The following is a 26,782-nucleotide window of genomic DNA, read 5'->3' as shown; positions in this document are numbered from 1 at the left end:
TTATGTCATTTACAGGATGGTTTATCTTATTTTTAATTGTACAAGTAATTCATTTCTTAGGTACTTGGAAATTATATGTTAAAGCAGGAAGAAAAGCTTGGGAAGCTGCAGTTCCTGTATACAACGCCATTGTATTAATGCAAATAATTAATAGACCAAAATGGTGGGTGATTTTGTTATTTGTTCCTATTGTAAATCTATTAATGTTTCCAATTGTTTGGATTGAAACTTGTAGAAGTTTTGGGTTTAACTCTACTAAAGATACTTGGTTAGCTTTTTTAACATTAGGGTTTTATTTATTCTATATCAATTACACAACTAATCCAACATACAAAGAAAATAGAAGTTTAAAACCACAATCTACTGTTGGTGAATGGGTAAGTTCTATTGCTTTTGCTGTAATTGCAGCTACAGTTGTTCACACCTACTTCATTCAACCATATACCATACCCACTTCATCTTTAGAAAAAACATTATTAATTGGAGATTATTTATTTGTAAGTAAGTTTCATTATGGAGCAAGAGTTCCAATGACAACTGTATCTGCTCCTATGGTACATGATACTATTCCTGGCCTAGGCATCAAATCATACTTATCTGATAGCAATGAAGAAACTTACGAAAACTCATTTTTAAACAAACTATCATTACCATACATGAGGTTGCCAGGAATTCAAAAAATTAAGCGTAACGATATTGTTGTGTTTAGCTGGCCTGCTGATAGTTTAAAATGGATGTGGAATGATAATTCTGGAAAATATACCTATAAACCTATTGATAAAAGGACCAACTATGTTAAGCGATGTGTTGGTATTGCAGGTGATACGTTAGAGGTAAGAGATGGTTATGTTTTTATTAACGGAAAAAGAACAAAACTTCCAGAGAGTGCGCAACCACAATGGATGCATATTGTTGATACTGATGGAAAAAGCTTTGATAGAGCCACTATTAACAAGTATAATATGGCACAAGAAGGTAGAATGTTTAATGACGGTAGGTACTATTTAAATTTAACAGATAAAGAAGCTGCCGCCTTGGCTAAAAACCCTATAGTGAAAAGCATTGAAAAAAGCTTGAAACCTAAAGGGGCTTTCGATAAACAGGTGTTTCCTCATAATCCAAAATACCCGTGGTCTGTAGATAATTTTGGCCCTATATACATACCTAAAAAAGGAGATACAATTGAATTAAACAGTGACAACATATCTTTTTATGAGCAAATAATAAGAAGATATGAAAACAATGATTTAACAATTCATCATAACGATATTTATATTAATGGTGCAAAAGCCAATTCGTATACTTTTAAACAAGATTATTATTGGATGATGGGTGATAATCGTCAAAACTCTTTAGATGCAAGAGCATGGGGATATGTACCATTTGACCACGTAGTTGGAAAACCTGTTATGATATGGTTCAGCATTGACTCTAAAACGGGAGCTGTTAGATGGGATAGAATGTTTACAACTGTTACTAATGGTAAGTCTAAATCATATTTCTGGATTTCTATTGTAGTAATAGCGCTAATTTTATACGGACTATTTAAACCTAAAAAGAAAAAAGCATAAACATTGGCAGTATTTATTCCAACATATTTTTCACCAATAGCTCAATACGCTGCTATTTATCAAAATAATTTTGTAACTTTTGAGATACATGATAATTTTCAAAAACAAACCTATAGAAACCGTTGTTATATATATGGGGCAAACGGAAAATTATCTTTAAATATACCTGTAAAACACAAAACAGTACAGGGAAGAAAAAAAACAAAAGATACTATTGTTGAGAATGATTTTCCTTGGCAAGCTCAACATTTTAAATCGTTACAATCTGCTTACAGAGCCTCACCTTTTTTTGAGTTTTTTGAAGATGATTTAGCAAAAATATTCAATACTAAATATAAGTTTTTACAAGACGTTTGTATAGACACACATTTATTTGTTACTGATGCACTACAAATTAGTCAGGAATTTGCAAAAACAGTTGAATATAAAATTGACACAGAACAAGATTATAGAAATTTGGCTATTGCCAAAAAAGGAGTTGAAATAACAATGACTCCTTATGTACAAATGTTTGATGATAAATACGGATTTATATCAAACTTATCCATATTAGATTTATTATTTATGGAAGGAGGAAATGCTTCAACCATATTAGAAAATATCCAATTATAAGTAATTAAAAAAACACAAACAACTACTACAATGACATTGAACGATGAAACTAAAAATTTAGCTAGAGGCTATTTGACTAGTTACAGTATTAACGTATCAGACCAAACCATAGAGCAATTTAAATCTTTATTAACTAAAGAAACATATTTTAAAGATGATATAATTGTTGACTATAATAAGCTAACTAGAAACTTTTATATTTTAAAAAACGGTATAGGTGCTTGCTTTATTAAAAATGATAACGGAAATGAAGTTATTAGAACATTATACAGAAGCAATCAAGCTATTGGACCATTAAGTTCATTAATTAGAAGAGAGCCTTCTAATGCAGCATATGTATGTTTAACTGACTGTGAAGTATACAAAGGAGACTACTATGATTTTATAGACTTGGTAAAAGTAAATACTGAATTATCTACAGTATATGCCAAAATATTAGAACAAGTATACATGCGCTCTGAAAGAAGAATCGATCAATTATCATTATTTGACGCTACTGAAAGATATTTAATGTTAAAAGAAGAATTTTCTGATTTAGAAAATTTATTACCACAGTATCAAATTGCTAATTACTTAAATATCACACCTGTACAGTTAAGTAGAATTAGAAAAAAATTAGTTTCATAAAAGGCTATTTTAATTATAAACATAAGTTAACTAAATAGTTAATTATTATTTGTTAATTTGAAACATGAAATAGCCCCCCAACAATATTTCATTCAGTTTAAAAAGGTATACCACTCATGTAGTATACCTTTTTTATTTATCTTTTAATTCTGTTATACAACGCGTTAACTTGAGGAGAAATATTTAATTTAAATACTATAATTAAATATACTGGCAAAATAATTAGTGTTTTTAAAATAATGTTTAGTAATGGGTGGATATTAAACTTTTTGTAAGTAATTTCTGGCACATTAAAATCCCAAAAATAGAACGCTCCAAACAAAACAAGAATAATCATCATCATTTGCCAAGATTTATTACTAAAAGGATGCATTTTAAATTTGTTATTAACAAACCATATTTTAAAAGTATTAAAAATACCTACAGATATTAGCGTTGACAAAGCCAATCCATCGGTGCCCATTTCAATATGGAAATAAAAATACCTGTTTAACAAATACACCATACCTGCCATACCAACACCAATTGGTAAAGATATTCTGTAAAACTGAGAGTTATTAATAATGGTTGTATTATTACCTAAAAACATTGTATATAACTTCACTGCAGAAATCATCAAAACAACTAACTCTCCACCAGCATAACCTTTATCTGGCATTACTTTAAAAAGTTCAGCAACATTACAGTTAACTAATAAAAAAAACAATCCGCCTACCAATAATAAATTTATTGAACTTTTTTTGTAAAGACTTTCAACCTCTTTACTATCGTTTTCATTTAATGACTGTGATGTTAACGGTTGAAGAATCTGAGTCATTGCTCTTCCCGGAGCTTCAATAAAAGAGCCAATAAAAACTGCAACCGTATAATATGCTGCTTTTTCAAAAGTATCCTTATCCGGGATCATAATTTTATCTATATCTAAAATGATAGCTCCTGCACTTCCCGCTAATATTATGTATAAAGAATATCGTATTACATCTTTAAAATTATGTGGTAATTTAAAACTAAATTTAGGCGTATATAGGTACAAAGCATAAAACATCATTAATACTGTACGTAAAATATATGTGCCTGTTAAAATGTAAATGAATTCTGGTTTAGTTATCCAATTAGCAAAAACCGCTACTAATAATATCATAACCACTGCCCTATTCCAAAACTCCTTTAAAACATTTCCAAATACTGTTTGTAGTTGTACCTTGGCCCAAGAGTAGAATACTTCAAAATATGCGCAACAAACGGCTACAATGTATATTACAATAGTATAATCTTTTACTATTAAATTTTCTTTAGGTAGCTTTTGGACAATATAATCATGAATATTATCCCATAAAAAACCAATTGGTAATGCAACTAATAAAGGTAAAAATATGGCTACTGTTAAAAACCGATCTTTATCTTCTTTGGATATGTAAGAAGAGAAAAACTTAACTATGGTATACTGAATACCAAAAGCTGTTAATGGCATTATTACATTAGAATAACTAAGTAAATAAGATGTTAACCCGTAATATTCAGATTCTAAAATTCTAGGATATAATAAAATGGTATTTAGTCCGCCTACTAAAAACCCTAAATAGATAATTAGGGTGTTTTTGAATGATTGTTTAAATATTAAACCCAAATGTTTATTGAATTAATTGTTTAATTGATGTGTATATTTTTTCTCCAACATTATCACCGTACAAGTTGGTATTAAAATTACTCTTTTTTTGATTTAAATCATGAAAAGCATCTAGAATTTTATCACTATTAGGACCTGTTAATTGTGCAAAATTATTGTTTACTAATTCAATCCACTCTGTTTCTTCCCTTACAATGATACAGTGTTTCTGATTAAAAAAAGCTTCTTTTTGAAGACCTCCGCTATCTGTAGCTACCAATTTACAATGAGTAAGTAACATAATCATATCAAAATATCCTACAGGATCTATTAAAGTTATAGTTGTATCGATATTATATTCTGATAACTTCTTTTTAGTTCTTGGGTGAAGAGGCATTACCACTTGTGTGAATTCATTTATAGCATCTAACGATTTAAAAATATCTGAAAGCTTATTTCTGTCGTCTGTATTTTCTTGCCTGTGTATGGTAGCCAATAAAAAATTATCTTTATTAATACTTGTCTTTTTAAATATAGTCGATTTATCTTTAGCTAATACTGAATAAAAATCCATCGCATCTTTCATGATGTCTCCATGATTTTCAATAGCGACATCAAAAGATGAAAATCCTTCTAACTGAAGGTTTTCTATAGCTTTTTGTGTAGGACAAATTAATAAATCAGATATTCTATCTGTAACTATTCTATTTACTTCTTCAGGCATTTTCATGTTAAACGACCGTAAACCTGCCTCTACATGAACAATTTTGATATGTAATTTTTTAGCAGCTAATGCTCCAGCTAAAGTAGAATTAGTATCTCCAAAAACAACCACAGCATCTGGTTTCTCGTCTACTAAAATAGCCTCAATTTTTTCTAACATTTGCCCAGTCATAGCACCATGATTTAATCCATTAATAGCTAAATTATATTTAGGCTGCGGTATTTTCATTTCATCAAAAAAAACAGCACTCATATTAGCATCATAATGCTGACCAGTATGAACAATAACTTCTTCTACATCATTGAACTTACTAATTTCTCTGCTTAATACTGCACCTTTAATAAATTGTGGTCGTGCTCCTAAAATAGTTACTATTTTTTTCAAGACTTTACGGTTTGTTTAATTATGTTCGCTAACTGTTCTGTTAGTTTTTTTCTGTGATATGAAGATATATTTACACTTTGTGTAGTTAAGGTATTATTTTTATACTGCTCATAAAGTTTTTGAATATTGACTTTTAAATTATCAATATCATCAAAATTAACGATAACTCCAGATTGTGTTTTGTTTAAAATAGCTGCCAAATCACCATCTGTTGGTCCAATAGCTAAAATAGGTCGTTTTGCCTGAAGATATTCAAAAATTTTTCCTGTAATAATACCTTTAGCACTCGGAACATTGTTTACTGATAATAATAAAACTTGTGATTTTCTTTGATAAAATTGCACTTCTTTATGAGGCAAATATCCAACCCTATCCACGCTAATATTATTATAACCGTTTAATTCGTTGTTTACCTCTTCTGCTATACTTCCTACCAAAACTACTTCTAAATCATCAGAAAAACCTTTGATTTCTTTGCATAGCTGATCTAAAACTTTCCATAATATAGTAGGGTTTCTGTCAGCATTCATTAAACCAATATGGGTGAGTGTAAATTTAGTATCTAAAGTTGTACTTTCGTCAGTACTCATTTTGGTGTCAAAACCATTCGTAATAACATGAATATTATCAGTATATTTTTGATAATTTCTTTTCATGGTTTCCCCAACTACAAGAGTTATGTCTGCAGTTTCTAAAACTGTTTTTTCTAATTTAAAATGTTTTTCTTTTGCTTTTTTGGATAATGGAAGATGATGAAAATAGTCAATATCTGTCCATGGATCTCTAAAATCAGCTAACCATTTCAGGTTTAATTGTTTTCGAAGCTGATACCCTATTATATGTAAACTATGTGGCGGACCTGTTGTTATGATAGCCGAAACAGGGTTCTTTTTTAAATAAGTTGATAAATAATTAACAGATGGCTTAATCCAAAACTTTCTAGCATCAGGAATAAAATAGTTTGCTCTAACATAATGCATTATTTTATTGATGACTCCAGGTTTTTGAGCTAAAAATCCGGCACTCGTTTTTTTATTTTTCTTTTTAAAGAAAGAAAAAATAGTATTAGGTTCAAAAATAGGTTGTTTAATTACCTGAATATTATCTGGTACTTCTTTTTGTAGAGATTCATCTGTTAATGCATAATTAGGGTTGTCTACAGTATAAACAATAGGTTCTACACCAAAATCTTGTAGATATTTAACAAATTTAAGCCAACGCTGAACACCAGAACCTCCTGCTGGTGGCCAATAGTATGTAATTATTAAAACCTTCAATAAACTATAAGTTTTTATACAAATTAATTAAATTTTGAGAAGTTTTATCCCAAGTAAATTCATTCATAACAAATTGCTGACCATTGTTACCTAATTTATCCCTTAGAGAGGCATCGTGATACAACTCTAAAATTTTAGCACAAAAATCATCAGCATCTTTTTCTGTATGTACCAGACCTGCTTTTACTTTCTGAATTAAATTTTTCTGAGCAGTGGCATTACTAACCAACAACGGTTTTGCAAAACTCATGTATTGAAATAACTTATTTGCGTAAGCAATATCATGCTGAATATTTCTATGTAAAGGTGAAATACAAACAGCACTTGCTTTTATATATGATTGAAATAAACTAACATCTTGCCAACCTTCCATTATAACACAATCATTAAGATTATTTTCTTCTATTTCTTGTTTCAGTATAATATCTGTGGTATTACTCCCTACAATTACTAATTTATAATTGGTAATTTGATTTTTTAAAACTTTTGAGGCTCTAATGGCTGTTTGTAAACCTCTTCTCAAATTAGTATCTCCTAAGTACAAAACCACAAAATCATTTTTATACTTTTCTATAATTTTTTCATCTAATATATAGTCTTCATAAAATGATTTTCTGATAGTATTAGGTACTAATTCAACTTTTGTTTTTTCTACAGAAGTTCTTTCAATAATTTCATTAACAAACTCATTAGATACGGTAATAACTTTGGTTGCTTTTTTAATAAACTGCTCTTCTTTATGTTTCCATTTTTTTGGTGAAATTAAATACTTCCCCGGAAACTTTTGTAAATGTGGATAAAACTTCATGATTTCAGGAAAGTTATCATGTAAATCTAAAACAGTTTTTAATTTAAAGGTTTTATTAGCCCAAAAAGTTGCTTGAGCAATTCGCATGTCATGAATATGTAATGCTTCAATTTTATTATGCTTAATAAAATGGCTGATTTTTTGTTTCATCAACCAAGAGTAAACAGGTACAGTGTACGTTAATGCACTAAATTTATATTCTAATGTATTACTCTTATATCTTTTAATTTGAATACCGTTAGCATCCGTTTCATCATTTTTATTTGTATAATGCAAACAAAATAGAAAGACCTCGTTTCCTGCTTTAATAAGTTCTACAGCCTCGTTTTCTACCCTTGGATCTGGCGGAAACGTTTTATCTAAAATCATTCCAATGCGCATACTTACTCTAAATTTGAATTACAATAATAGAATTATCATTACAAAACATCAAAAGTAAACTTTCAGAATTACACCTTAAAAATATTATGATATAAATAACAAAAAAGGAAACCAAATAGGTTTCCTTTAATTTTCTTTTTGTAGTAGTTTATCTACTCTCTCTTTAAAATAGCATTTCAAATATATTCCAAGATTAGTTACTAAAAAAAAGTTATATAGTTGTTTTTATAAAAAGTATAACTATTTTTGATGCTTCTATAATTTAGTTTTATACATTTTATAAAAAACAAACGTGAATAACGTACTTAAAAAACTTATTGTAAGCACTTTACTTTTGTTTAGTTTTTCTATTTTTTCTCAACGTCAAAATACAAAAACAACCTCTTTGTATACAACTTCTAACATGAATAAGCTTAATATTGACTCTCTAAACTTTTATTTTTCTAAGTCTACAGACGTTAATGATATTTGTGTAAAACTAAAGTCTTTTCAAAAAAAATCTCACCAACTTTACAAAGCGCATAAACATAGAGAAGCAAAACAAATAGCTTTAGCATATTTAGAACTTACTGATTCATTAATAACAAAAAATAATGATGATAACTGTTTACTAGAAAATCGTATTTTATTTTTAAATAGATTGTGTGAGCTCGAAAAAAACCATGAAAATTATGATAAAGCGTATCATTATCTTATTCAAATAGAAAAAACTATAAATGATAAACCTGTAAAAGATAAAATCAATTTTCAACATCAACTTCAAAACTCTTTAAACAAAGCAGTTATTAAAAATCATTTAAACATGCCTCAAAAAGCTATAGAAATAGCTAAAGAGACCTTTAAAGAGAATATTTCTTCTATTTATTACGATAAAAATAGTATTGAGTCTCTAAGTTTAGAGGCTGATATTACCAAAACACTTGCTGACTCCTATATTTTACTTGGTAAAGAGTTAAACAATGCTTCTTATTTAGATTCTGCTTTTTATTTTTACCATAAAAGCTACGATGCTGCTAAAATTTATGACTCTTCCGCTAAAAGTGCTGCTTTTAAACACAATATAGCCATGACTGATGTTTTAATGGCCAGAAAAGATTATAAAGGTGCTATAAACTCCATCAACAATTATAAAAATACAGCAAATAGTTTTGACTATAAGCATCATGAGTACATGAACAAAGCAATTTGTTACCATGCGTTAAAAAATAGCGATTCTGCCATGTATTTTGCTAAAAAACTAATTCATAATAAAAAAGATAAGTGTAGGAGAAGTAACCTTATCACATTATACAACATACTCTCAAAAGAATATTTTAATTTAAATGAAATTGATAGTGCTTACAAGTACTCTAAACTTGAAATTACTTCATTTGAAAAAGCTAGAAAAAACAAAGAAAAAACATTTCAACTTTTATATAACAACGATTTTGCAGAGGCAAAAAAATTAAACTCCCAAATTATTAAACAAGAGAATGTTAACGATAAAAATAAATTGATTTATATATTCTCTATAATCATCATCTTACTATTAACGTATTTATACCTTGTTAGTAAGAAAAAGGAAACAAATCAAATTATACTTGATTTAAAAAATAACAATGTAGTTGAGAAAACTGAAAAAGTAGCTTATAATATTAATGAAGATTTTGAAGCTGAAATTTTAACTGCAATTAATTTAATGGAGCAACAAGATGCGTATTTACAAGCTGATTTTTCTATTAATAAAATTGCTGAAAAGCTTGAAACAAACTCTACTTATATTTCATTTGTTTTTAACAAACATAAGCAAGAAACTTTTAAACAATACTTCACCAAAAAGAAAATTAGCTATATTATTGATAAACTAAATACAGATACTACGTATCGTAAATATTCTATTCAAGCTTTAGCTGAGGAAATTGGTTATGGTAGTTCATCTGCCTTTACTAGAGCATTTAAAAAGCAGATGAATGTTACTCCATCTGCTTATATTAAAAGTTTATCTAAATAATTTGTTTTTACTTTTTCTTTTGATAAAATATCCAACCAATTGGTAAAAGTAGTAACAATGCATATGAAAATAACGACACTGCTTTACCTTGCGTAATTACTTCTGGTTCAAACTTATAAACAATGGTATGATTACCTTCAGGAACAAACATTCCTCTTAACACATAATTAACTTGATAATGAGGTGTTAACTCACCGTCAACATAGGCATTCCATCCTTTTTTATAAAAAACTTCAGAAAAAACAGCAAACTGCTCACTATTGGTGCTACTCTCGTAAATCAACTCGTTAATGCTATATTTTTTTAGCGAAATACTTGCTAAAGAATCTTGTTTTAATGATGGTGTTTCTAATAATTGTTCTTTTCTAATTACAGCAACCTCTTTGGTATTAATAGTATCCAATGCTAAAATTTCTTCATTAGCAGTTGATACTGGTAGTAGTTTATTTACAAACCATGCATTTCCATTTGCATCAGGATTAACCTCTACTTTATCTTCTCCCACAATTAAATACTTAGTATTTAACATATGTAACACTTCATAATTACTCTTGGCTAATTGATAATCAAAAAGTTCTTGATAACGTTTCATTTTAGCTGCATGATAACCTCCTATTGATTTATGATAGTAAGATGTTCTACCATCTTGCATTGGATCTGTAGTAAAATTAGCAACTCTGTAATGAGTAGTATCTTGTAAAATTTGTTGATCTGCTTTGGTTAAACTAAATGGTTGACTAACGTTTTTTGCTCTGACGAAATCTTCTTTATTTACATATTTTATATCAACAGAAACTAAATCAAAAACAATTAAACCTCCAATTAGTAATATTGCTAAATGTTCTTTTAACTTATTTTGAAGTAACATCCATAACACGCCTGAAGAGGCTGTAACTAATAGCAACGAACGTAAACTATCCGAAAACAACATTGCTTTTCTATCTTCAATTAACGCCTCTAGCAAACCAGGTAGTTGTTTATAATTTTCGTCTCTAATACCTTCAAAAGCAAATAATGCGCCTCCTGTTAACATAAATAGTAACGCAATACCTCCTGTAATTATGAATGCTTTTTTTAGTGATTCAATTTTTTCTTCTGATGATATTGATGAGGAAATCATTTTTTGCAATCCTAAAATTCCTAAAAGAGGAATGCATAATTCTGCAATTACTTGAATTGAAGAAACTGCTCTAAACTTGTTATATAACGGAACATAATCTATAAACAAGTTGGTAATTAATCCAAAATTTTTACCCCAACTTAGCACAATTGAAAATATAGTTGCTGCAACTAACCACTTTTTTATTTTTCCTCTAACAATAATAGCTCCTAAGAAAAACAGAAAAATCAGTACAGCTCCAATATAAGCAGGTGCTTCAACAATTGGTTGTTTTCCCCAGTAAGTTAACGCATTATTCGCGTTTTCTTTTGCTCCTTTTCTACCAATATTGGTTTCTAAAAACTGATAAAAATTAGAATTTTCATCTAACTTTTCTACAGTTCCTCCTCCCATAAACCTTGGAATAAATAAATTAAATGTTTCAGCAATACCATAACTATACTGCGTAATGTACTCTTTATCTAAACCATTTGATGCTTGTTTAGGACTTCCATCAGGATTTATAGTTAATTCAGATTTTCCTCGCGTACTAAAAGCAGTGTACTCTTTCATGGCTAATAACCTAGGAGCATTTGCGCCTACTCCAATAATAACAGCCAACAAAATTACAGCTACTTGTTTGGCAAACTTTGGTAAAACCTTTTTTTGTAATGCAGAAATAAATTCAACAATACCTAAAATTAATAAAGTGAAACCAAGGTAATAAGTCATTTGTGGATGGTTAGCATAAATCTCTAACGCCATAGCTAATGCTGTAATTACAAAACCTAAAAGATACCGCTGTTTAAATATATATACAAAACCTGCAATTACAAGTGGCATATAACCAATGGCATGTGCTTTAGCATTATGTCCGGCTCCAAAAATAATAATTAAGTATGTTGAAAAACCAAAAGCCAAACTACCCACTATTGCAACTCTCCAATGAACATTTAATGCTAATAGTAATACAAAAAAGCTAATAAAATATAAGAACAAATAATCTGCAGGTCTTGGTAAAAACCGAACAGCTTTATCTAAATACCTAACCAAATCGTTTGGATAATAGGCACTAACTTGGTATGCAGGCATACCACTAAAAGCATTACCTAGCCAATAGGGTTCTTCATTATTTTCTGCTCTAAAATCAACAATTTCTTTAGACATTCCAGAAAACTGAACAATGTCACTTTGCTTTATTTTTTTACCGCTCAATATGGGATTAAAATACACTATAGATGCAATTACAAAAATTAACATTGCAATTACATATGGTAAATACTTTTTAAAATTCATGGTTAGTCTAATTCTTCAAAATCAACGTATTCTCCTACAGAGTTATTGCTTTGTTGTGAAGTATTTGGTTTTTTATCAATTACAGTCTCTCCTACTTTAACATCGTTTTTTTGCTGACGATTTGCTTGCTCTTGTGCTTTCTTTTGCACTTTTTCAACCGCTTTTTTCATTAAATACGGAGCAAATAACTTTGCTAAAAACTTTAACAAATAGTAAATAAAAACAATTATTAAAATGGTTTTCAAAAAGTTAACAGGCCCTGCCTGGTGAATATGAGTCATAAACTTTGTTTGTTCAAATAAAATCAACCAAAAATAACAATTTGAAGCAAAATGCTACGTTAATACTTTGGTAAACTTAGTTATTGACGATTAATTTTTTTACTGTATGTTTGTAAAATCCCTAAAATTGTAGTTTTTATTAGATGATTAAGAAGTTTTTAACTCTTTTCTTATTATTAGCAACTATCTCTGTTTCCGCACAATATACAGAGGTAATCAACTCTAACCGCCCAGGACTTTCTGAGAGTCCATATAGCGTTGGAACCGGGGTATATCAATTTGAAACAAGTTTTTTTCATAGAAAGGCAGATGCTATTCCTACATTTAGCAACCCACAAGCAACAGGATTAAACATTCATTTTAGAACTGGTTTACTTGATGAAAAATTTGAAGTAAGCTTAACTACAGCAATTCAACAAGATAAAAATGCTTTCTTAAATATTTACGAATCCACAACTAATCAATTTGGTTTTGGTCAATTTACTTTAGCTGCTAAATATTTAGTATTTGTACCAAAATATAACGATAGAAGTAAAGAAATTAGAAGCTGGAACAAACGTCATAAGTTTGATTTTAAAAGATGGATTCCTCATGTTTCTGTGTATGCAGGAGTAAATATTGGTTCTTTTTTAAATGATTATCATCAAAGAGGTGGAATAACACCTAAGCTTGGTGTATTACTTCAAAATGAGTTTTCTGACAGACTTAATGTAATTACCAATATCTATTACAACTACATGGGAGGTTATTTACCTGAATGGTCTTACATTATATCAGGAACATATAATTTTAATAAAAAATGGTCTGGTTTTGCAGAACATCAAGCTTTATTTAACAAACAAGAAACACAAAGCAACCTAGGTTTAGGAGTTGCTTACCTATTTAATAAAAACATACAAATTAATTCGGCCTTACGTTCTACCTTTCAAGAAGAAAGTATAGGATATCATGGAAGTATTGGTGTTTCTTACAGAATAGACAGGCATGTTGATAAGTTTGTTGAATTAGATGAGTTTGGAAATAAAATTGAGGAAGAAAAAACTCAAACCTACAATAAAGGTTTCTTTGGACGTATGTTGGATAAAATTAAGGGTATCTTTAAGAAGAAAGACAAAATTGACCCTGAAATTGAAGAAGGTAACGATATTAATGATGAAGACATTAATGATGATCCAAGAGGTAGAAAGCGTCCTAAATCAATTTTAGACGATCTAACTAAAAAAGACGAAAAAGAGAAAAAACAAACTACAAAAGCTGATAAAAAAGCAGCAAAAAAGAAGAAGAAAGAAGAAGAAAAAGCATTAAAAAAACTAGAAAAAGAAAAATTAAAAGAGGAAAAACGAAAAGAAAAAGAACGCTTAAAGCTCGAAAAAGAAATTAAAAAGATGGAAGAAGAGCTTAAAAAAGAAGAAGAAAAAGCTAAAGAAGAAGAGCTTCAAAGGCAATATGAAGAAGAGAAAAAGAAAAGAGCAGCCAAAAAGAAAGAAGACGAATAGAAATTATATTTTTGCTGTATGATACAGTTACAAGAAATACACACTAAAAAGGAAATGAAACAGTTTGTTACATTTCCTTTTTCATTATATAAAAACAATCCTTATTGGGTACCCCCAATCATTGTAGATGAAATGGAAAGTTTTGATAAAACTAAAAACCCAGTTTTTGAGCATGCCATTGCTCGTTTTTTTGTAGCCAAAAAAAATAATAAAATAGTTGGTAGAGTTGCTGCAATTATTAATAAATACGAAACCGAAAAACAAGGCATAAAAAAAATGCGATTTGGCTGGTTTGATGTTATTGATGATGTAGAGGTTACCAAAGCATTAATTGATAAAGTAATTGAGATTGGTAAAGAACATAACCTAAGTTATGTAGAAGGTCCCGTTGGTTTTAGTAATTTAGATAAAACAGGAGTTTTAACCGAAGGCTTTGACCATATTGGTACCATGATAACATGGTATAATCATCCGTACTACAAAGATCATTTAGAGCAATTAGGCTTTATTCAAGAAAAAGAATACGTAGAAAGTAAATTTCCGTTTCCTAGAAAAAATATGGAAAAATACATCAAGGCGAGTAACTTAATACAAAAACGTTACAACCTAACACCTTTAAACTTTACCAAGTCTAAAGATATTATGCCTTATGTTGATGAAATGTTTGAATTATTTAGTCAATCATATGCCAAACTATCTACGTTCGTTCCTATTTCTGACGCACAAGTTGCTTATTTTAAAAAGAAATACATCAATTTTATCAATCCAGAATTTATAAAATTTGTTGTTGATGAAAATCATAAAATAATTGCCTTTGCCATTATAATGCCTTCCTTTTCGGAAGCAATGCAAAAAGCAAAAGGTAAATTGTTTCCTTTCGGAATTTTTCATTTATTAAAAGCACGAAAAAAACCAAAAAATGTAACCTTTTACTTAATTGGGGTACATCCTGACTATCAAAACAAAGGGGTTACTGCCATTATTTTTGATTTGTTTTTTAATACGTTGAAAGATAAAAATATTCAAGATTGTATAAGAACTCCAGAACTAGCAAATAATGATGCTATTAGAAAAATTTGGAAAAATTTTGGTTCTGAAACTATTAAAAGAAGAAAAACATATAAGTTAGATATTTAGTATGCAGTTATTTTACAACCCAAATATTAACACCGATACACAACAAATACTTTTTGATAAAGATGAAAGTAGACATATTGTTAGAGTATTAAGAAAAAAAGAAGGTGATATATTGCACATCACCAACGGTGTTGGTTATTTATTTACTGCTGAAATTAGCATACCTAATGACAAAAAATGTGTAGCCGTTATAACCAATGCTACTTACAAGGCAAAAGAATGGAATTATCATTTACATATTGCCATTGCTCCTACTAAAAGCAATGATCGGTTAGAATGGTTTTTAGAAAAAGCTACCGAAATAGGTATTGATGAAATTACACCTATAATTTGTCAGAATTCTGAAAGAAAGGTTGTAAAAAAAGACAGGTTAGAAAAAATTATTCAATCTGCTATGAAGCAATCACTAAAGTTTACATTACCTAAACTTAATGATGCTGTGAAATTTTCTGATTTTATTCTTCAAGATTTTGATGGTGCTACAACTTGTATTGCACATTGTGAAAATGAAGAAAAACTATCACTAAAAAAGGTTGCTTCTTCACATAAAAACTTAGTAATTTTAATTGGTCCAGAAGGTGATTTTTCTTCCGAAGAAATTAAAAAAAGTATTCAAAAAAACTTTATACCAATAACCTTAGGTAAAAGTAGGTTAAGAACAGAGACTGCTGCATTGGTAGCAACCCACAGTGTTTCTTTTGTAAATGAGTAAAGATAGTTTATTTGCTGACCTATTTTACATTTAGTATCTTGCTTGTTATCTTATACAATTAACCAATGAAAAAGTTAAGCATTCTACTAATATTGTTTTGTATACATTCATTTTGTGCACAACAAATTGCAGTATTACATTACGGTGGCGGTGGTGATTGGTATGCCAACCCTACTGCGCTTAAAAATTTAGTAGCTTTTACCAATAGTAATACTCGCACAAAAATAGATAATACTATACCATCAGTTAAACCTAACGATGAAGATTTGTTTAACTATCCTATTGTTTTTATGACGGGGCATGGTAATGTATATTTTGATGACGATGCAGCTGAAAATCTTAGAAATTATCTTAAATCTGGTGGTTTTTTACATGTTTCTGACAACTATGGTATGGATAATTACTTTAGACGTGAGTTAAAAAAAGTGTTTCCTACGTTAGAACTAAAAGAAATTCCTGCAAATCATCCTATTTACAATCAAACTTTTAAATTTCCAAACGGGTTACCTAAAATTCATGAACATGATAAAAAACCACCACAAGGATTTGGTATATTTTATGAAAATAGACTCGTTCTTTTTTATGATTATGAAAGTGATTTAAATGATGGTTGGGAAGATCAAGCAGTTCATAATAACCCTAAAGAAATAAGAGAAAAAGCACTAAAAATGGGATCTAATATTATTGAATATGCTTTTAAACATTGATATAGATACTATTAAAATAAATTTTGACACTGAATCTTTATGGATGTTAAACATTGCTTTAGCAATAATTATGTTTGGTGTTGCTTTGGATATAAAAATTGATGATTTTAAACGATTAGCTAAAAACCCTAAAATAGTATTGGTTGGAGTTTTATCACAATTTATTTTTCTTCCATTTTTAACATTTATCGCTATTTACCTAATAAAACCTCATCCTAGTTTTGCATTAGGTATGATGATGGTTGCTGCTTGTCCTGGCGGTAATGTTTCTAACTTTTTTAGCAAAATGGCTAATGGAAATGCTGCTTTATCCGTAAGTTTAACTGCTTTAGCCACCTTATTAAGCCTTTTTCTAACCCCGTTTAACTTACAATTTTGGGGAAGTTTATATGAACCCACAAATGAAATTTTAAAAACGGTTTCATTGAGTCCGTTTGCTATGTTTAAATTAGTATTATTAATTTTAGGAGTTCCCTTAGCTTTAGGAATGTTTGTAAAGCATAACCATGAAGAAATGGCTACTAAAATTAATAAAGTGTTGAGACCCTTTTCTGTTTTCTTCTTTTTAATTTTAATTGTAATTGCTTTATATGACAATATAAGCGTTTTTAAAAATTATATTCACCTTGTTTATTTATTAGTTATTTTTCACAATGTATTTGCATATGTAATTGGCTATACAACCAGTAGTATTTTTAAACTTACAAAACAAGATAGAAAAACAATAACTATAGAAACTGGTATCCAAAATAGCGGCTTAGGATTGTTATTAATTTTTGACTTTTTCAACGGACTTGGCGGCATGGCTTTATTAGCTGCTTTTTGGGGCGTTTGGGATATTTTTTCTGGAATACTATTAGCAACTTTTTGGGGTAGAAAGCAGCAAAATAATGAAATTTAATTTATACTATACGTTTAAGGTTATTGTTAAATGCGGACTCTTTTTTTATTCTAAAAAGATTACCGTTAACGGTACAGAAAATATACCAGAAAATGAGGCTGTTTTATTTGCAGCAAATCACCCAAATGGTTTATTAGACCCTCTATTGATAGCTGCTAATATTAAAAGAAGAACCTACTTTTTAGTACAGGCTGCAGTTTTTTCTAACACGATAAGCAAAAAAATATTTCAAAAACTAGGTATGATGCCTATCTACCGAATTCGAGATGGTATTGGTAAATTAGACAGAAATAAACAAATATTTTTAGCTTGTGAAGAGTTATTTCTTTACAAAAAATCTATTTTGATTTTTCCAGAAGGCAGTCATCAAAGAAAAAGAACCATTAGGCCTTTAAGTAAAGGGTTTACGCGTTTTGTATTTAGTTTTTTAGATAAATATCCTCAACATAAAATTTATATTGTTCCTGTAGGAATTACCTATCAAAACCCCGCTGTTTACCCTAGTTCGGCATCTGTTAACTTTGGAAAACCTATTTTAGCTAATAAATTTTACAATACTGAAAACACAAATCAGTCTGCCAATGAAATTAAACAGGAAGTTTCTTTGGCTTTGCAAAAGTTATCTGTTCATATTCCTAACAATGAAAATTATTCAACAATTGAGAATACTTTAATTAGAAATAATGTTGATTTTACCAAAGTAACTGAAGTTAATCAACAAATAGCCAAAAGTTCTTTCAAAGTCAACCCAAAAAAACAATACAGCCTAGGCTTTTTAAAGCTTTTAATTATAATAAACACTTTATTCCCATACATACTTTGGGAAGTAATTCGAAAAAAAATTAATGAAGTGGAATTTTTAGATACTTTTAGGTTTAGCGTAAACCTAGTGTTCGTTTTTGTGAACTACTTAGTTGTTTCAATTATTATAGGCTACATTTTTAATTTAAATGCAGCCTACCTATATTTTTCAATTTCGTTACTTCTAGTAGCAACTTTCACTAAATTTTCTGCTACCAAACCTGGATAGATTCTTGAATAACTTTTTGAATTTTTGTTCTAATATTTTGTCTTACCAAACCTTTATTATCCATTGTTGGATACACTCTATTTGATAAAAAAACATATACAATTCCACTATCAGGATCTGCCCACGTATAAGTACCTGTAAAACCGCTATGTCCAAAACTATTATCAGATACACAACCACAGGTTGGTTTTTCTCTGGGGTTAATTTGAGGTTTATCAAAACCTAAACCCCTTCGGTTTCTTTTATTTGCGTAATATCTTTTATTAAACTTCTGAACAGTTTCTGGTTTAAAATATTGAACACCTCCATAAGTTCCCTCTTGAAGATACATCTGCATTATTTTAGCTACATCATTAGCGTTAGCAAACAATCCGGCATGACCACCAACTCCGCCTAACATTGCAGCACCCATATCATGAACATAACCATGTACTAATTGGTTTCTGAAATAACTATCTTTTTCTGTAGGCACTATTTCATATTTTTTAAATTTTTCTAATGGTAAATAACTGGTTCTGTTTAACCCTAAAGATTGATAAAAGGTTTCATCTACCAATTTATTTAACGGTTTATGATATTTATACTCTAAAACTTCTTTCATAATATAATATCCTAAATCACTGTATTTATAACCTATTCGTTCACTCTGTTCTGAATCTTTAACTAAATGATGAATTGAATCTTTATAAATCTCATTTAAATATAAGTTTTTAGCTACCTTAATATTAAACTTACTTGTTTTTATAGCACTGTAAAATTCTTTAGAGTTTTTTCCTGTTGTTTCATCTTTAGTTCTTTTATAAAAAGGAATCCATGATTTTAATCGAGCGTAATGAGATAATATTTCACGAACTTCTAAAGTATCTTTATTACTGTCTTTATATGAAGGTAAAATTTCACGTAAACTTGAGTAAATAGAAATCTTTTTATCTTCTTCCGCTTTCATTACCATAGGTAGTGATGCTAATATTTTAGTTAAAGATGCTAAGTCATAAATATCAGAATTCTTAACTTTTCTTCTTTTTAAATTAGTATGATACCCAAAACTTTTATTGTAAACCACGTGACCGTTTCTAGCTACTAAAATTTGTCCGCCAGGAGCCATTTTTTTGGTTAAAATAGTATCGATATAACGGTCTATATCTTTCATTTTTTCTGAAGACATTCCCACTTCTTCTGGAATGGTATATTGTAAACGTTTTAATCCGTCAATTTTCATTCCTGCACCAACTTCAAATTCGTCTTGTATAGAAACTGGAAGTTTTCCTTGCATAGGAAATGCACCAAAAATAGCTTGCGCACTTAACTCTTGTGCTAACTTACTATTCTGATAAGAAACCATTAAAGTTTCTATATTCTTAAATGTTTTTAATTGTAACAAACTATACGGACTCGCCATTACATTTAAAATAACATTATTATTTCTTGAAATTTCATGAAGCCAAACCAAATCTTTATTAGAAAACTTGAAAGATTTCCATGGGTTTTTGTTCGATTTATGATATCCTACTACTACAATGTTATATTTACTTAACTTTTTAAGCAAACCAGATAAATTCTTATCAGAAACTATATCAACATCGGTGTAATTTTTCATCATATTGACAAAGTGAGTACCTTTATCATCTCCCAAAGCTACGTAAGCTATCTTTTTTGTACCTAAATTTCTTAAGGGTAAAGTACCAATGGTATTTTTTAAAACAGTTAGTGAGTTTTTAATAAGTTTTCTATGTAAAACCTCATCTTTTGTTCCATTAATATCAGTCATAACTTGATATTCATCAATGGGTAAATAATCATGTAATCCAACCAAATACTTTGCCTTTAATATTTTTTTTACAGAATGATTTATTCGCGATTCTGTTATAATGCCTTTATCTAAAGCTTCTTTTATTAATTTTATGGTTGACGGAACTTCTTGAGGTATAAGCAACACGTCATTTCCGGCCATGATAGCTGCCAAGTTAATTTCTGCTGGAGAAGAATAATTAGCTGCACCTTTCATATTTAAACCATCTGTAAACACAAGGCCTAAAAAGCCCAATTTTTCTTGTAAAAGTGTGGTAACAACATTTTTTGATAAAGAAGATGGTAATCTATCATTACTTTCTAAACTCGGAATACTTAAATGCGCTGTCATAACACTAGCAACACCAGCATCAAACTGTTTTCTAAAAGGATATAACTCTAAGGTATCTATTCTTTCTTCAGAAAAATTAATAGTTGGTAATGTATGATGTGAATCTGTTGCTGTATCTCCATGCCCAGGAAAATGTTTTGCATTGGCTAATACACCTGCCTTTTGCATTCCTTTTGTAAATGCTACAGATTTTAGAGCTACATTTTCTTTAGACTCCCCAAAAGATCTATTTCCTATAATTGGGTTATTAGGATTGGTATTAATATCTACAACAGGAGCAAAATTCACGTGAATTCCTACACGTTTACAATGCTCACCTATTCTATTACCAACCTCTTCTAATAAATCCTCATCTTGAATAGCACCTAAAGTCATATTCCAAGGAAAACGATACGAATCCTTTAAACGCATGTCTAAGCCCCATTCACCATCAAAACCAATTAACAAAGGCACTTTTGGTGTTAAAGATTGATATTTATTTGTTAACATCACCTGTTCTAAAGGTGATCCTTGCATAAAAATTAAATTTCCTACATGGTACTTCTGAATCATTTCAGCTATGTACTGCTCATGTTTAAAATCTTTATTAGAATATGCTTGAATCATAAACAACTGACCTATTTTTTGATCAATAGTTAATGAATCTAATATTGAATTCACCCATTTTTCTTGAGCTTCGGCGTCTTTAGCTCTTAACGGATCTAAACTTTGTGCCGAGTTAATAATGGGGAATAATAATAAAATGGTGATTAAAATTCTTTTCAGCATTCTCTCTCTTCTATTTTTTTTTAATAAATCAACTATTAGGCCAAGAAACGTTGGTGCCAACTGTTTTTAGCTGGAACCTCCCACTCTTTTTCAAAAGCTGCTTTGGTATTTACCATATTATTAAAAACTATAGTTTCTCCTGTAATTTTTTTGGCTTGAGCATACGTTTGAAAATCAGCTAATTTTACTAAATTAATAATATCACCATCTTTAAAAGTAATATTCATTTTATCTGTAAAATCCAACGTCAATTCTTTTTCTAATTGTTGGACAAAATGTACGGAAGCATCTATTGAGCAACCTGAAACATTATTAAAACTTTCATCGACAGCTAACACTAAAAATTGGTTGTACTTTATAGTAAATGATCCTTTTAAATCATCACCATGACGTGTCCAATTATCAATAAATAATAATGCTTTAGCACTAATATATTCTATTTCTTCTTGTGTAAGCTCTCTATTTGCTTGATACACCCATACTCTTGAGTTATCTGGTAAATTTTTATATTCTGTAAACATTAACGTAAATTAAATTTTTGTTGTAAAGCTTTTAGCTTTTCTTCATCTGTTCTATTATCTTCTTTGGGCGCAGACATTCTTTCTTTAATTAAACGCAACACCTTTTTGGTATACAACGGAAAATCTGCTTGCTGAATCCATGAATTATATCCTGGATTTTCTGTTAGCACCTCTTCTACTGTTCGTCCTTTGTATTTACCAAACGAAAAAATTTCTTGTTGCTTGTCATTAAATAAAATAAAACCTGCAAAATCTGCTCTTTTAGTGTGTGCTGAATACTGACTTAATGCTTCTACTGAATTTTCAATATCATCATATTTGTCTAACTGCGCTTTTAAAATTTCATAGGTTGCCATGGTATCTGCTTCTGCAGAGTGAGCTCCTTCTAATTCCTTTCCGCAGTAAAACTTATAGCCTGCACTTAAAGTTCTTTGTTCTTTTTTATGAAAAATTACCTGTACATCTACAGCTTTTCTTTGTTTCATATCAAAATCAATCCCAGCTCTTAACAACTCTTCTGCTAATAACGGAATATCAAACCTATTAGAGTTAAAGCCTGCCAAATCAGCATCTTTAATCATCTCATTAACTTTGGGAGCTAATTCTTTAAAAGTAGGTTCATTGGCTACTTTGTCATCAGTAATACCATGAACTGCTGTTACTTGTGGCGGAATAGGCATCTCTGGATTTACTAACCAAGTTTTACTTTCTTTATTGCCGTTAGGAAAAACTTTTAATATAGATATTTCTACAATTCTATCGGTTGCTATGTTGATTCCAGTAGTTTCTAAATCGAAAAATACGATTGGTTTAGTTAGGTTTAATTCCATGTTTCTAAAATTGGGGGTTGGTTTTTGTTTTATTCGTTGTTCAACTCTTTTATAAACTGATGCAACTGATCTTGTAAATCATCTTCTAAAGTTGGTTCTTTAAAATTATATTGTTCCATAGTTTCTAAAATTGTTTTAGCTACTATGTACCGAGCAGTGTCTTTATCATCAGAAGGAATTGTGTACCAAGGTGCGTGAGATGTAGATGTTCTATTTAACAAATCTTCATAACATTCTTGATATTTATCCCACAACTTTCTTTCTTTTAAATCGCTAGCAGAAAATTTCCAGTTTTTTTCTGGTAAGTTTAATCTTCTTAACAATCTGTTTTTTTGTTCATCTTTAGATATGTTTAAAAAGAACTTTAAAATAATGGTTCCGTTTGCAGACCAATGCTTTTCAAAATCATTTATACGCTCCATTCTATCATGATAAAAAGCATCATCTAAATCATCCAAACTTGTTACTGACGGAATATTTTCTGAAAAAATATATGACGGATGTACTCTAGTTACCAACACGTTTTCATAATGTGTTCTATTAAACACTCCTATTTTACCCTTGGCAGGAAGTGCAATATAATGACGCCACATAAAATCATGCTTTAATTCTAGTTCAGTTGGCACTTTAAAACTATGAACTACTACACCTCTTGCGTTAACATCTTTAAAAACCTCTCTAATTAAACTATCTTTACCAGCAGTATCCATACCTTGTAAACAAATAAGCATACCATACTTACCTTCTGCATACATAGTATCTTGTAGTTTACTAATTTTTTTTCTGAGCTTTTTAAGTTTTTTGTCCGCATCTTCTACAACTTCTTTGGTGGGAATTTGTTGTAGTTTTATAGGTTGAGTAACCTTGTACTTTTCTATGTCCATCGTCATTTTTCTATTTATAATATAAATGTATAAAAAATATACTTTTTTTGATTGTTTTTTACTTGTGACTTATCAATTTTAACAATCAATTTTAATAACGTAAACTGAAATATCTTTTCAACTTTACCCAAAAATAAACAGATGAACACTACAGTTATTATTCAAGCTAGTTCAAGAAGTAAAGGAAACACTCAAAAAGTAGTTAACGAATTAAATAAACATCATAACTATGATGTTATTGATTTAGCCACCAAAAAGATTGGTCATTATAGTTATGAATATAAAAATGCCCAAGATGATTTTATACCACTAATGGAAGAGATTGTTAATAAATATGATACTATTATCTTTGCAACACCTGTGTATTGGTATACTATGAGTGGAATTTTAAAAGTCTTTTTTGATCGATTATCTGACTTAATTAGAATTCATAAAAACTTAGGACGAGAATTAAGAGGAAAAAAGATGGCTATGATTAGTAATTCTGCTGAAAATGATAGAAGAACTGGATTTGAAATGCCTTTTATGGAAAGTGCTAAATATTTAGGCATGGAATATTTAGGTGATACACATGCCTTTTTTACATCTGATAAATTAGATGAACAAGCTATTAAACAAATAGAAATATTTAGAAAGCTATTTGAAAAGTAAAAATTTAATTAAACATATAACATTAACGAATGCCTAAAAAAGGAAAAGCAAAAAACACTGTTAATAAAGCAAAACACTCTAAGTTGATGCAGCAGAAAAAAAACAAGCTTAGAGAAGAAAAAATGCAACACAAAGCACGTTTAAAAGCTATTATTAAAAAGGTTAACGAACAAAAAGAAATTAACAATGACGATTAATTTATTGTTAAACTGATTAATTGTAAACCTTTTTTGAATTATTTATCGTAATATTGCAATAAACAAATATGGGGTTAACAAAAAAAGAAATATTTAGTACGGAGCAAAATGAACTTGCCATGATTGCAAAAGTTTTAGGACACCCTGCAAGAATAGCTATTTTACAAGAATTACAAAAAAGAAACACTTGTGTTTGTGGTGATTTAGTTAACGAAATTGGGTTGGCACAGCCTACCATTTCTCAACATTTAAAAGAACTAAAAAACATTGGAATTATTCAGGGCACCATAGAAGGCACTAGTGTTTGTTATTGTATCAATGTAGAAGTATGGAATAATTTTCAACAGAAATTAAATAACTTATTTAACGGTAATTATAAAAACCAAAATTGTTGTTAAAAAAAATTTACTATTATTAATCGCAATATTACGATGATATGAATACACAACTAAAAGAATTTATAAAACAACTAGATATCAATACTATCTCTGAAGAAAGAAAACAAGTATTGAATTATGTAATTGAATACCTGAAAACAAAACCTAAAGAAGAGATTATTAACATGAATTTTATTTGCACCCATAATTCAAGACGCAGTCACTTAGGTCAAATATGGATGCAAACCATGGCAGATTTTTTCAATATTAAGAACATACGAACCTATTCTGGTGGAACAGAAGCTACTGCTATGGCAAAACCCATAGTTGATCTTTTACAAAAACAAGGTTTTCAGGTTACTGCATTATCAAACGAAAACAATACAGTATTTGCCATAAAAAATCATATAAATAGCTTACCAATTATTGGTTTTTCAAAAAGATATGAACACTGTTTTAATCCGTCTTCAAACTTTATAGCTATCATGACATGCTCTCAAGCAGATGAAGGTTGCCCTTTTGTTGCTGGCTGCGATAAAAGATTTGCTATTACATATGAAGATCCTAAACTATATGACAATACACAATTAGAAGCAGAGAAATACTTAGAAAGAAGTATTCAAATTGCTACAGAAATGAAATATATAATAACTAAAATTTTATAAACCATGAAACTATCTGACATAAAAAAACATTTACAAAATTTAAAAACAATAGCTTTTGAATTACCAGACGGATCTCTTGTTCCTGAGCATTTTCATGTTACTGAAGTAGGAAAAGTATCTAAACATTTTATAGACTGTGGTGGTACTGTAAGAAAAGAAGAAGTTATAAACTTTCAACTTTGGAATGCAGATGATTATAACCACAGGTTACATCCAGGAAAACTGGTAAACATTATTGAATTATCTGAAAAAACTTTAAAACTGGATGATAACTTAGAAATTGAGGTAGAATACCAAGGCAATACAATTGGTAAGTATGGCTTAGATTTTAACGGAACTAACTTTATACTTACTACTACATTAACAGATTGCTTAGCAAAAGATAAATGTGGTATAGAGCCTGTAGCTAAACCAAAGTTAAAACTATCTGAAATTCAAGTATCCGGAAACACATGTACTCCTGGTGGTGGATGCTGTTAAAATTTCTTCTGTATGAAGAAAAAAAGAATACCACTCACATAATACAATAATACATCTATAATATCTGCTGTATATCTTGGATAAAAAGTTGGTAAAAAATATTCAAAATAAATAGCATAACCTGTTGCTAAGGCTACTATTAAAGATAACGGGATGGTGATAGTATCATCATTCCGTAATTTTCTAATAGCTATTAAGCCTAATGATAAAACTATTGGTAATATAATAAAGTCGTTAACATAATTATTCACTACAGTAGGCAATACCATATGTACTAACTGGGCAGTATAAATAGATAAACCAACTGTAAAAAATACAAGTAAAAATATAGTTAATTTTCTCATCCTGCAGCAATCATTGCAATACACCAGGCTAAAAAAGCTCCTATTAAACTAACTACCATCCAAACAGAATATAAAATCCAACCTAAACATCTCATAAAAAAATTAGGGTGCTTTTTTAATCGTTCTGGTAAATTTGGATTTTCTATGTCTTCAATAGCTTCTTCTATTGCTTTATCTTTAACCTCTTGCGCTTTAAGTTCTTGCTTTTTTTTATAAGAATGTCCCGTCCTAAAATAAGTTTACACCAATAAGACTTATTTTATGAATAACAGTTTACGCAAGAAAA

Annotated in this window: 26 protein-coding genes; 15 read left to right on the top strand and 11 right to left on the bottom strand. The window is 29.4% G+C overall.

The annotated features are described in order from the left end of the window. Positions 1-2: 2 nt before the first annotated feature. The 3 genes from lepB to ACFQ1U_RS06235 are packed head-to-tail and all read left to right on the top strand — an operon-like array spanning position 3 to position 2,810. Complete coding sequence (lepB, locus tag ACFQ1U_RS06245; protein WP_386106447.1) at positions 3-1,571, top strand: signal peptidase I; 1,569 nt, start codon at positions 3-5, stop codon at positions 1,569-1,571. Between the two features lie 3 nt (positions 1,572-1,574). After that, complete coding sequence (locus ACFQ1U_RS06240; protein ID WP_386106445.1) at positions 1,575-2,183, top strand: WbqC family protein; 609 nt, start codon at positions 1,575-1,577, stop codon at positions 2,181-2,183. A 30-nt stretch (positions 2,184-2,213) separates the two neighbouring features. Further along, positions 2,214-2,810, top strand: a complete 597-nt coding sequence (locus ACFQ1U_RS06235) for a Crp/Fnr family transcriptional regulator (RefSeq protein ID WP_386106443.1) — start codon at positions 2,214-2,216, stop codon at positions 2,808-2,810. Positions 2,811-2,946: 136 nt separating this feature from the next. On the opposite strand, the gene ACFQ1U_RS06230 is transcribed toward ACFQ1U_RS06235, so the two are convergent. Genes ACFQ1U_RS06230 through ACFQ1U_RS06215 form a run of 4 tightly spaced genes read right to left on the bottom strand, consistent with a single transcriptional unit; the run spans position 2,947 to position 7,978 of the window. Then, positions 2,947-4,437, bottom strand: coding sequence for a lipopolysaccharide biosynthesis protein (locus tag ACFQ1U_RS06230; RefSeq protein WP_386106441.1), 1,491 nt, complete (start codon positions 4,435-4,437; stop codon positions 2,947-2,949). A gap of 4 nt (positions 4,438-4,441) precedes the next feature. Beyond that, the gene (gene wecB, locus ACFQ1U_RS06225; RefSeq protein ID WP_386106439.1) at positions 4,442-5,524 is read right to left on the bottom strand and encodes a non-hydrolyzing UDP-N-acetylglucosamine 2-epimerase; all 1,083 of its coding nucleotides are present in this window, start codon (positions 5,522-5,524) and stop codon (positions 4,442-4,444) included. After that, complete coding sequence (locus ACFQ1U_RS06220; protein ID WP_386106437.1) at positions 5,521-6,801, bottom strand: glycosyltransferase family 4 protein; 1,281 nt, start codon at positions 6,799-6,801, stop codon at positions 5,521-5,523. Before ACFQ1U_RS06220 ends, wecB begins: the two co-directional genes overlap by 4 nt. A 4-nt stretch (positions 6,802-6,805) precedes the next feature. Next, on the bottom strand, positions 6,806-7,978 hold the full coding sequence (locus ACFQ1U_RS06215; RefSeq protein ID WP_386106435.1) for a glycosyltransferase family 4 protein: 1,173 nt from the start codon (positions 7,976-7,978) through the stop codon (positions 6,806-6,808). A 415-nt stretch (positions 7,979-8,393) separates the two neighbouring features. On the opposite strand from ACFQ1U_RS06215, the gene ACFQ1U_RS06210 reads away from it, so the two are divergent. Further along, complete coding sequence (locus tag ACFQ1U_RS06210; RefSeq protein WP_386106433.1) at positions 8,394-9,980, top strand: helix-turn-helix domain-containing protein; 1,587 nt, start codon at positions 8,394-8,396, stop codon at positions 9,978-9,980. A 7-nt stretch (positions 9,981-9,987) separates the two neighbouring features. On the opposite strand, the gene ACFQ1U_RS06205 is transcribed toward ACFQ1U_RS06210, so the two are convergent. Further along, the gene (locus ACFQ1U_RS06205) at positions 9,988-12,375 is read right to left on the bottom strand and encodes a YfhO family protein (protein ID WP_386106431.1); all 2,388 of its coding nucleotides are present in this window, start codon (positions 12,373-12,375) and stop codon (positions 9,988-9,990) included. Positions 12,376-12,377: 2 nt separating this feature from the next. Then, positions 12,378-12,656, bottom strand: a complete 279-nt coding sequence (locus ACFQ1U_RS06200) for a DUF4834 family protein (protein WP_386106429.1) — start codon at positions 12,654-12,656, stop codon at positions 12,378-12,380. Positions 12,657-12,799: 143 nt separating this feature from the next. Here ACFQ1U_RS06200 and ACFQ1U_RS06195 point away from each other — a divergent pair, with 143 nt between their 5' ends. The 6 genes from ACFQ1U_RS06195 (at position 12,800) to ACFQ1U_RS06170 (ending at position 18,639) form a co-directional block, all read left to right on the top strand. Beyond that, entirely contained in the window at positions 12,800-14,152 is a 1,353-nt protein-coding gene (locus ACFQ1U_RS06195) for a transporter (RefSeq protein WP_386106427.1), read from the top strand. Positions 14,153-14,170: 18 nt separating this feature from the next. After that, positions 14,171-15,289, top strand: a complete 1,119-nt coding sequence (locus tag ACFQ1U_RS06190; RefSeq protein WP_386106425.1) for a GTP cyclohydrolase — start codon at positions 14,171-14,173, stop codon at positions 15,287-15,289. A gap of 1 nt (position 15,290) precedes the next feature. Further along, the gene (locus ACFQ1U_RS06185) at positions 15,291-16,001 is read left to right on the top strand and encodes a 16S rRNA (uracil(1498)-N(3))-methyltransferase (protein ID WP_386106423.1); all 711 of its coding nucleotides are present in this window, start codon (positions 15,291-15,293) and stop codon (positions 15,999-16,001) included. A 65-nt stretch (positions 16,002-16,066) separates the two neighbouring features. Next, positions 16,067-16,708, top strand: coding sequence for a DUF4159 domain-containing protein (locus ACFQ1U_RS06180; protein ID WP_386106421.1), 642 nt, complete (start codon positions 16,067-16,069; stop codon positions 16,706-16,708). Then, complete coding sequence (locus ACFQ1U_RS06175; protein WP_386106419.1) at positions 16,692-17,609, top strand: bile acid:sodium symporter family protein; 918 nt, start codon at positions 16,692-16,694, stop codon at positions 17,607-17,609. The genes ACFQ1U_RS06180 and ACFQ1U_RS06175 overlap by 17 nt, the downstream gene beginning before the upstream one ends. Beyond that, positions 17,599-18,639 (top strand): 1-acyl-sn-glycerol-3-phosphate acyltransferase, encoded by a 1,041-nt coding sequence (locus ACFQ1U_RS06170; protein ID WP_386106417.1) that lies wholly within the window; start codon positions 17,599-17,601, stop codon positions 18,637-18,639. Before ACFQ1U_RS06175 ends, ACFQ1U_RS06170 begins: the two co-directional genes overlap by 11 nt. On the opposite strand, the gene ACFQ1U_RS06165 is transcribed toward ACFQ1U_RS06170, so the two are convergent. Genes ACFQ1U_RS06165 through ACFQ1U_RS06150 form a run of 4 tightly spaced genes read right to left on the bottom strand, consistent with a single transcriptional unit; the run spans position 18,623 to position 23,782 of the window. Beyond that, positions 18,623-21,547 (bottom strand): glycoside hydrolase family 3 N-terminal domain-containing protein, encoded by a 2,925-nt coding sequence (locus ACFQ1U_RS06165; protein WP_386106415.1) that lies wholly within the window; start codon positions 21,545-21,547, stop codon positions 18,623-18,625. The genes ACFQ1U_RS06170 and ACFQ1U_RS06165 overlap by 17 nt on opposite strands. Positions 21,548-21,582: 35 nt before the next feature. Then, complete coding sequence (locus ACFQ1U_RS06160) at positions 21,583-22,068, bottom strand: ABC transporter ATPase (RefSeq protein ID WP_386106413.1); 486 nt, start codon at positions 22,066-22,068, stop codon at positions 21,583-21,585. Further along, positions 22,068-22,898, bottom strand: coding sequence for an exonuclease domain-containing protein (locus ACFQ1U_RS06155; protein WP_386106411.1), 831 nt, complete (start codon positions 22,896-22,898; stop codon positions 22,068-22,070). The genes ACFQ1U_RS06160 and ACFQ1U_RS06155 overlap by 1 nt, the downstream gene beginning before the upstream one ends. Positions 22,899-22,927: 29 nt before the next feature. Then, positions 22,928-23,782, bottom strand: coding sequence for a PPK2 family polyphosphate kinase (locus ACFQ1U_RS06150; RefSeq protein ID WP_386106475.1), 855 nt, complete (start codon positions 23,780-23,782; stop codon positions 22,928-22,930). Positions 23,783-23,923: 141 nt separating this feature from the next. Between ACFQ1U_RS06150 and ACFQ1U_RS06145 the strand changes: the two genes are divergently transcribed. From ACFQ1U_RS06145 to ACFQ1U_RS06125, 5 genes are all read left to right on the top strand, one after another. Continuing rightward, positions 23,924-24,433, top strand: coding sequence for a flavodoxin family protein (locus ACFQ1U_RS06145; protein ID WP_386106409.1), 510 nt, complete (start codon positions 23,924-23,926; stop codon positions 24,431-24,433). 29 nt (positions 24,434-24,462) lie between these two features. Next, on the top strand, positions 24,463-24,630 hold the full coding sequence (locus ACFQ1U_RS06140; protein ID WP_386106407.1) for a hypothetical protein: 168 nt from the start codon (positions 24,463-24,465) through the stop codon (positions 24,628-24,630). Positions 24,631-24,698: 68 nt separating this feature from the next. Continuing rightward, the gene (locus ACFQ1U_RS06135) at positions 24,699-25,028 is read left to right on the top strand and encodes an ArsR/SmtB family transcription factor (RefSeq protein ID WP_386106405.1); all 330 of its coding nucleotides are present in this window, start codon (positions 24,699-24,701) and stop codon (positions 25,026-25,028) included. Positions 25,029-25,066: 38 nt separating this feature from the next. Next, a complete protein-coding gene (locus ACFQ1U_RS06130; protein WP_386106403.1) occupies positions 25,067-25,672 on the top strand; it encodes an arsenate-mycothiol transferase ArsC in 606 nt (201 codons plus the stop codon). A 3-nt stretch (positions 25,673-25,675) separates the two neighbouring features. Continuing rightward, complete coding sequence (locus ACFQ1U_RS06125; protein WP_386106401.1) at positions 25,676-26,152, top strand: DUF6428 family protein; 477 nt, start codon at positions 25,676-25,678, stop codon at positions 26,150-26,152. On the opposite strand, the gene ACFQ1U_RS06120 is transcribed toward ACFQ1U_RS06125, so the two are convergent. Beyond that, positions 26,149-26,496, bottom strand: a complete 348-nt coding sequence (locus ACFQ1U_RS06120; RefSeq protein ID WP_386106399.1) for a hypothetical protein — start codon at positions 26,494-26,496, stop codon at positions 26,149-26,151. The genes ACFQ1U_RS06125 and ACFQ1U_RS06120 overlap by 4 nt on opposite strands. Positions 26,497-26,782: the final 286 nt, after the last annotated feature.

Origin of the sequence: Tenacibaculum geojense, from assembly GCF_042676005.1 — a bacterium.
Classification (GTDB): Bacteria; Bacteroidota; Bacteroidia; order Flavobacteriales; family Flavobacteriaceae; genus Polaribacter; species Polaribacter geojense.
This window is presented reverse-complemented; position numbering and strand designations above follow the sequence as displayed.

Excerpts from the sequence above, each read along its gene's own strand:
- ACFQ1U_RS06130 (WP_386106403.1), top strand. The coding sequence starts at position 25,067 with ATGAATACACAACTAAAAGAATTTATAAAACAACTAGATATCAATACT.
- ACFQ1U_RS06150 (WP_386106475.1), bottom strand. The coding sequence starts at position 23,782 with ATGGACATAGAAAAGTACAAGGTTACTCAACCTATAAAACTACAACAA.
- ACFQ1U_RS06190 (WP_386106425.1), top strand. The coding sequence starts at position 14,171 with ATGATACAGTTACAAGAAATACACACTAAAAAGGAAATGAAACAGTTT.
- ACFQ1U_RS06155 (WP_386106411.1), bottom strand. The coding sequence starts at position 22,898 with ATGGAATTAAACCTAACTAAACCAATCGTATTTTTCGATTTAGAAACT.
- ACFQ1U_RS06195 (WP_386106427.1), top strand. The coding sequence starts at position 12,800 with ATGATTAAGAAGTTTTTAACTCTTTTCTTATTATTAGCAACTATCTCT.
- ACFQ1U_RS06235 (WP_386106443.1), top strand. The coding sequence starts at position 2,214 with ATGACATTGAACGATGAAACTAAAAATTTAGCTAGAGGCTATTTGACT.
- ACFQ1U_RS06140 (WP_386106407.1), top strand. The coding sequence starts at position 24,463 with ATGCCTAAAAAAGGAAAAGCAAAAAACACTGTTAATAAAGCAAAACAC.
- ACFQ1U_RS06125 (WP_386106401.1), top strand. The coding sequence starts at position 25,676 with ATGAAACTATCTGACATAAAAAAACATTTACAAAATTTAAAAACAATA.
- ACFQ1U_RS06135 (WP_386106405.1), top strand. The coding sequence starts at position 24,699 with ATGGGGTTAACAAAAAAAGAAATATTTAGTACGGAGCAAAATGAACTT.
- ACFQ1U_RS06175 (WP_386106419.1), top strand. The coding sequence starts at position 16,692 with ATGCTTTTAAACATTGATATAGATACTATTAAAATAAATTTTGACACT.
- ACFQ1U_RS06145 (WP_386106409.1), top strand. The coding sequence starts at position 23,924 with ATGAACACTACAGTTATTATTCAAGCTAGTTCAAGAAGTAAAGGAAAC.
- ACFQ1U_RS06160 (WP_386106413.1), bottom strand. The coding sequence starts at position 22,068 with ATGTTTACAGAATATAAAAATTTACCAGATAACTCAAGAGTATGGGTG.
- lepB (WP_386106447.1), top strand. The coding sequence starts at position 3 with ATGTCATTTACAGGATGGTTTATCTTATTTTTAATTGTACAAGTAATT.
- ACFQ1U_RS06165 (WP_386106415.1), bottom strand. The coding sequence starts at position 21,547 with ATGCTGAAAAGAATTTTAATCACCATTTTATTATTATTCCCCATTATT.
- ACFQ1U_RS06215 (WP_386106435.1), bottom strand. The coding sequence starts at position 7,978 with ATGATTTTAGATAAAACGTTTCCGCCAGATCCAAGGGTAGAAAACGAG.
- ACFQ1U_RS06200 (WP_386106429.1), bottom strand. The coding sequence starts at position 12,656 with ATGACTCATATTCACCAGGCAGGGCCTGTTAACTTTTTGAAAACCATT.
- ACFQ1U_RS06120 (WP_386106399.1), bottom strand. The coding sequence starts at position 26,496 with ATGAGAAAATTAACTATATTTTTACTTGTATTTTTTACAGTTGGTTTA.
- ACFQ1U_RS06170 (WP_386106417.1), top strand. The coding sequence starts at position 17,599 with ATGAAATTTAATTTATACTATACGTTTAAGGTTATTGTTAAATGCGGA.
- ACFQ1U_RS06185 (WP_386106423.1), top strand. The coding sequence starts at position 15,291 with ATGCAGTTATTTTACAACCCAAATATTAACACCGATACACAACAAATA.
- ACFQ1U_RS06205 (WP_386106431.1), bottom strand. The coding sequence starts at position 12,375 with ATGAATTTTAAAAAGTATTTACCATATGTAATTGCAATGTTAATTTTT.
- ACFQ1U_RS06210 (WP_386106433.1), top strand. The coding sequence starts at position 8,394 with ATGAATAAGCTTAATATTGACTCTCTAAACTTTTATTTTTCTAAGTCT.
- ACFQ1U_RS06180 (WP_386106421.1), top strand. The coding sequence starts at position 16,067 with ATGAAAAAGTTAAGCATTCTACTAATATTGTTTTGTATACATTCATTT.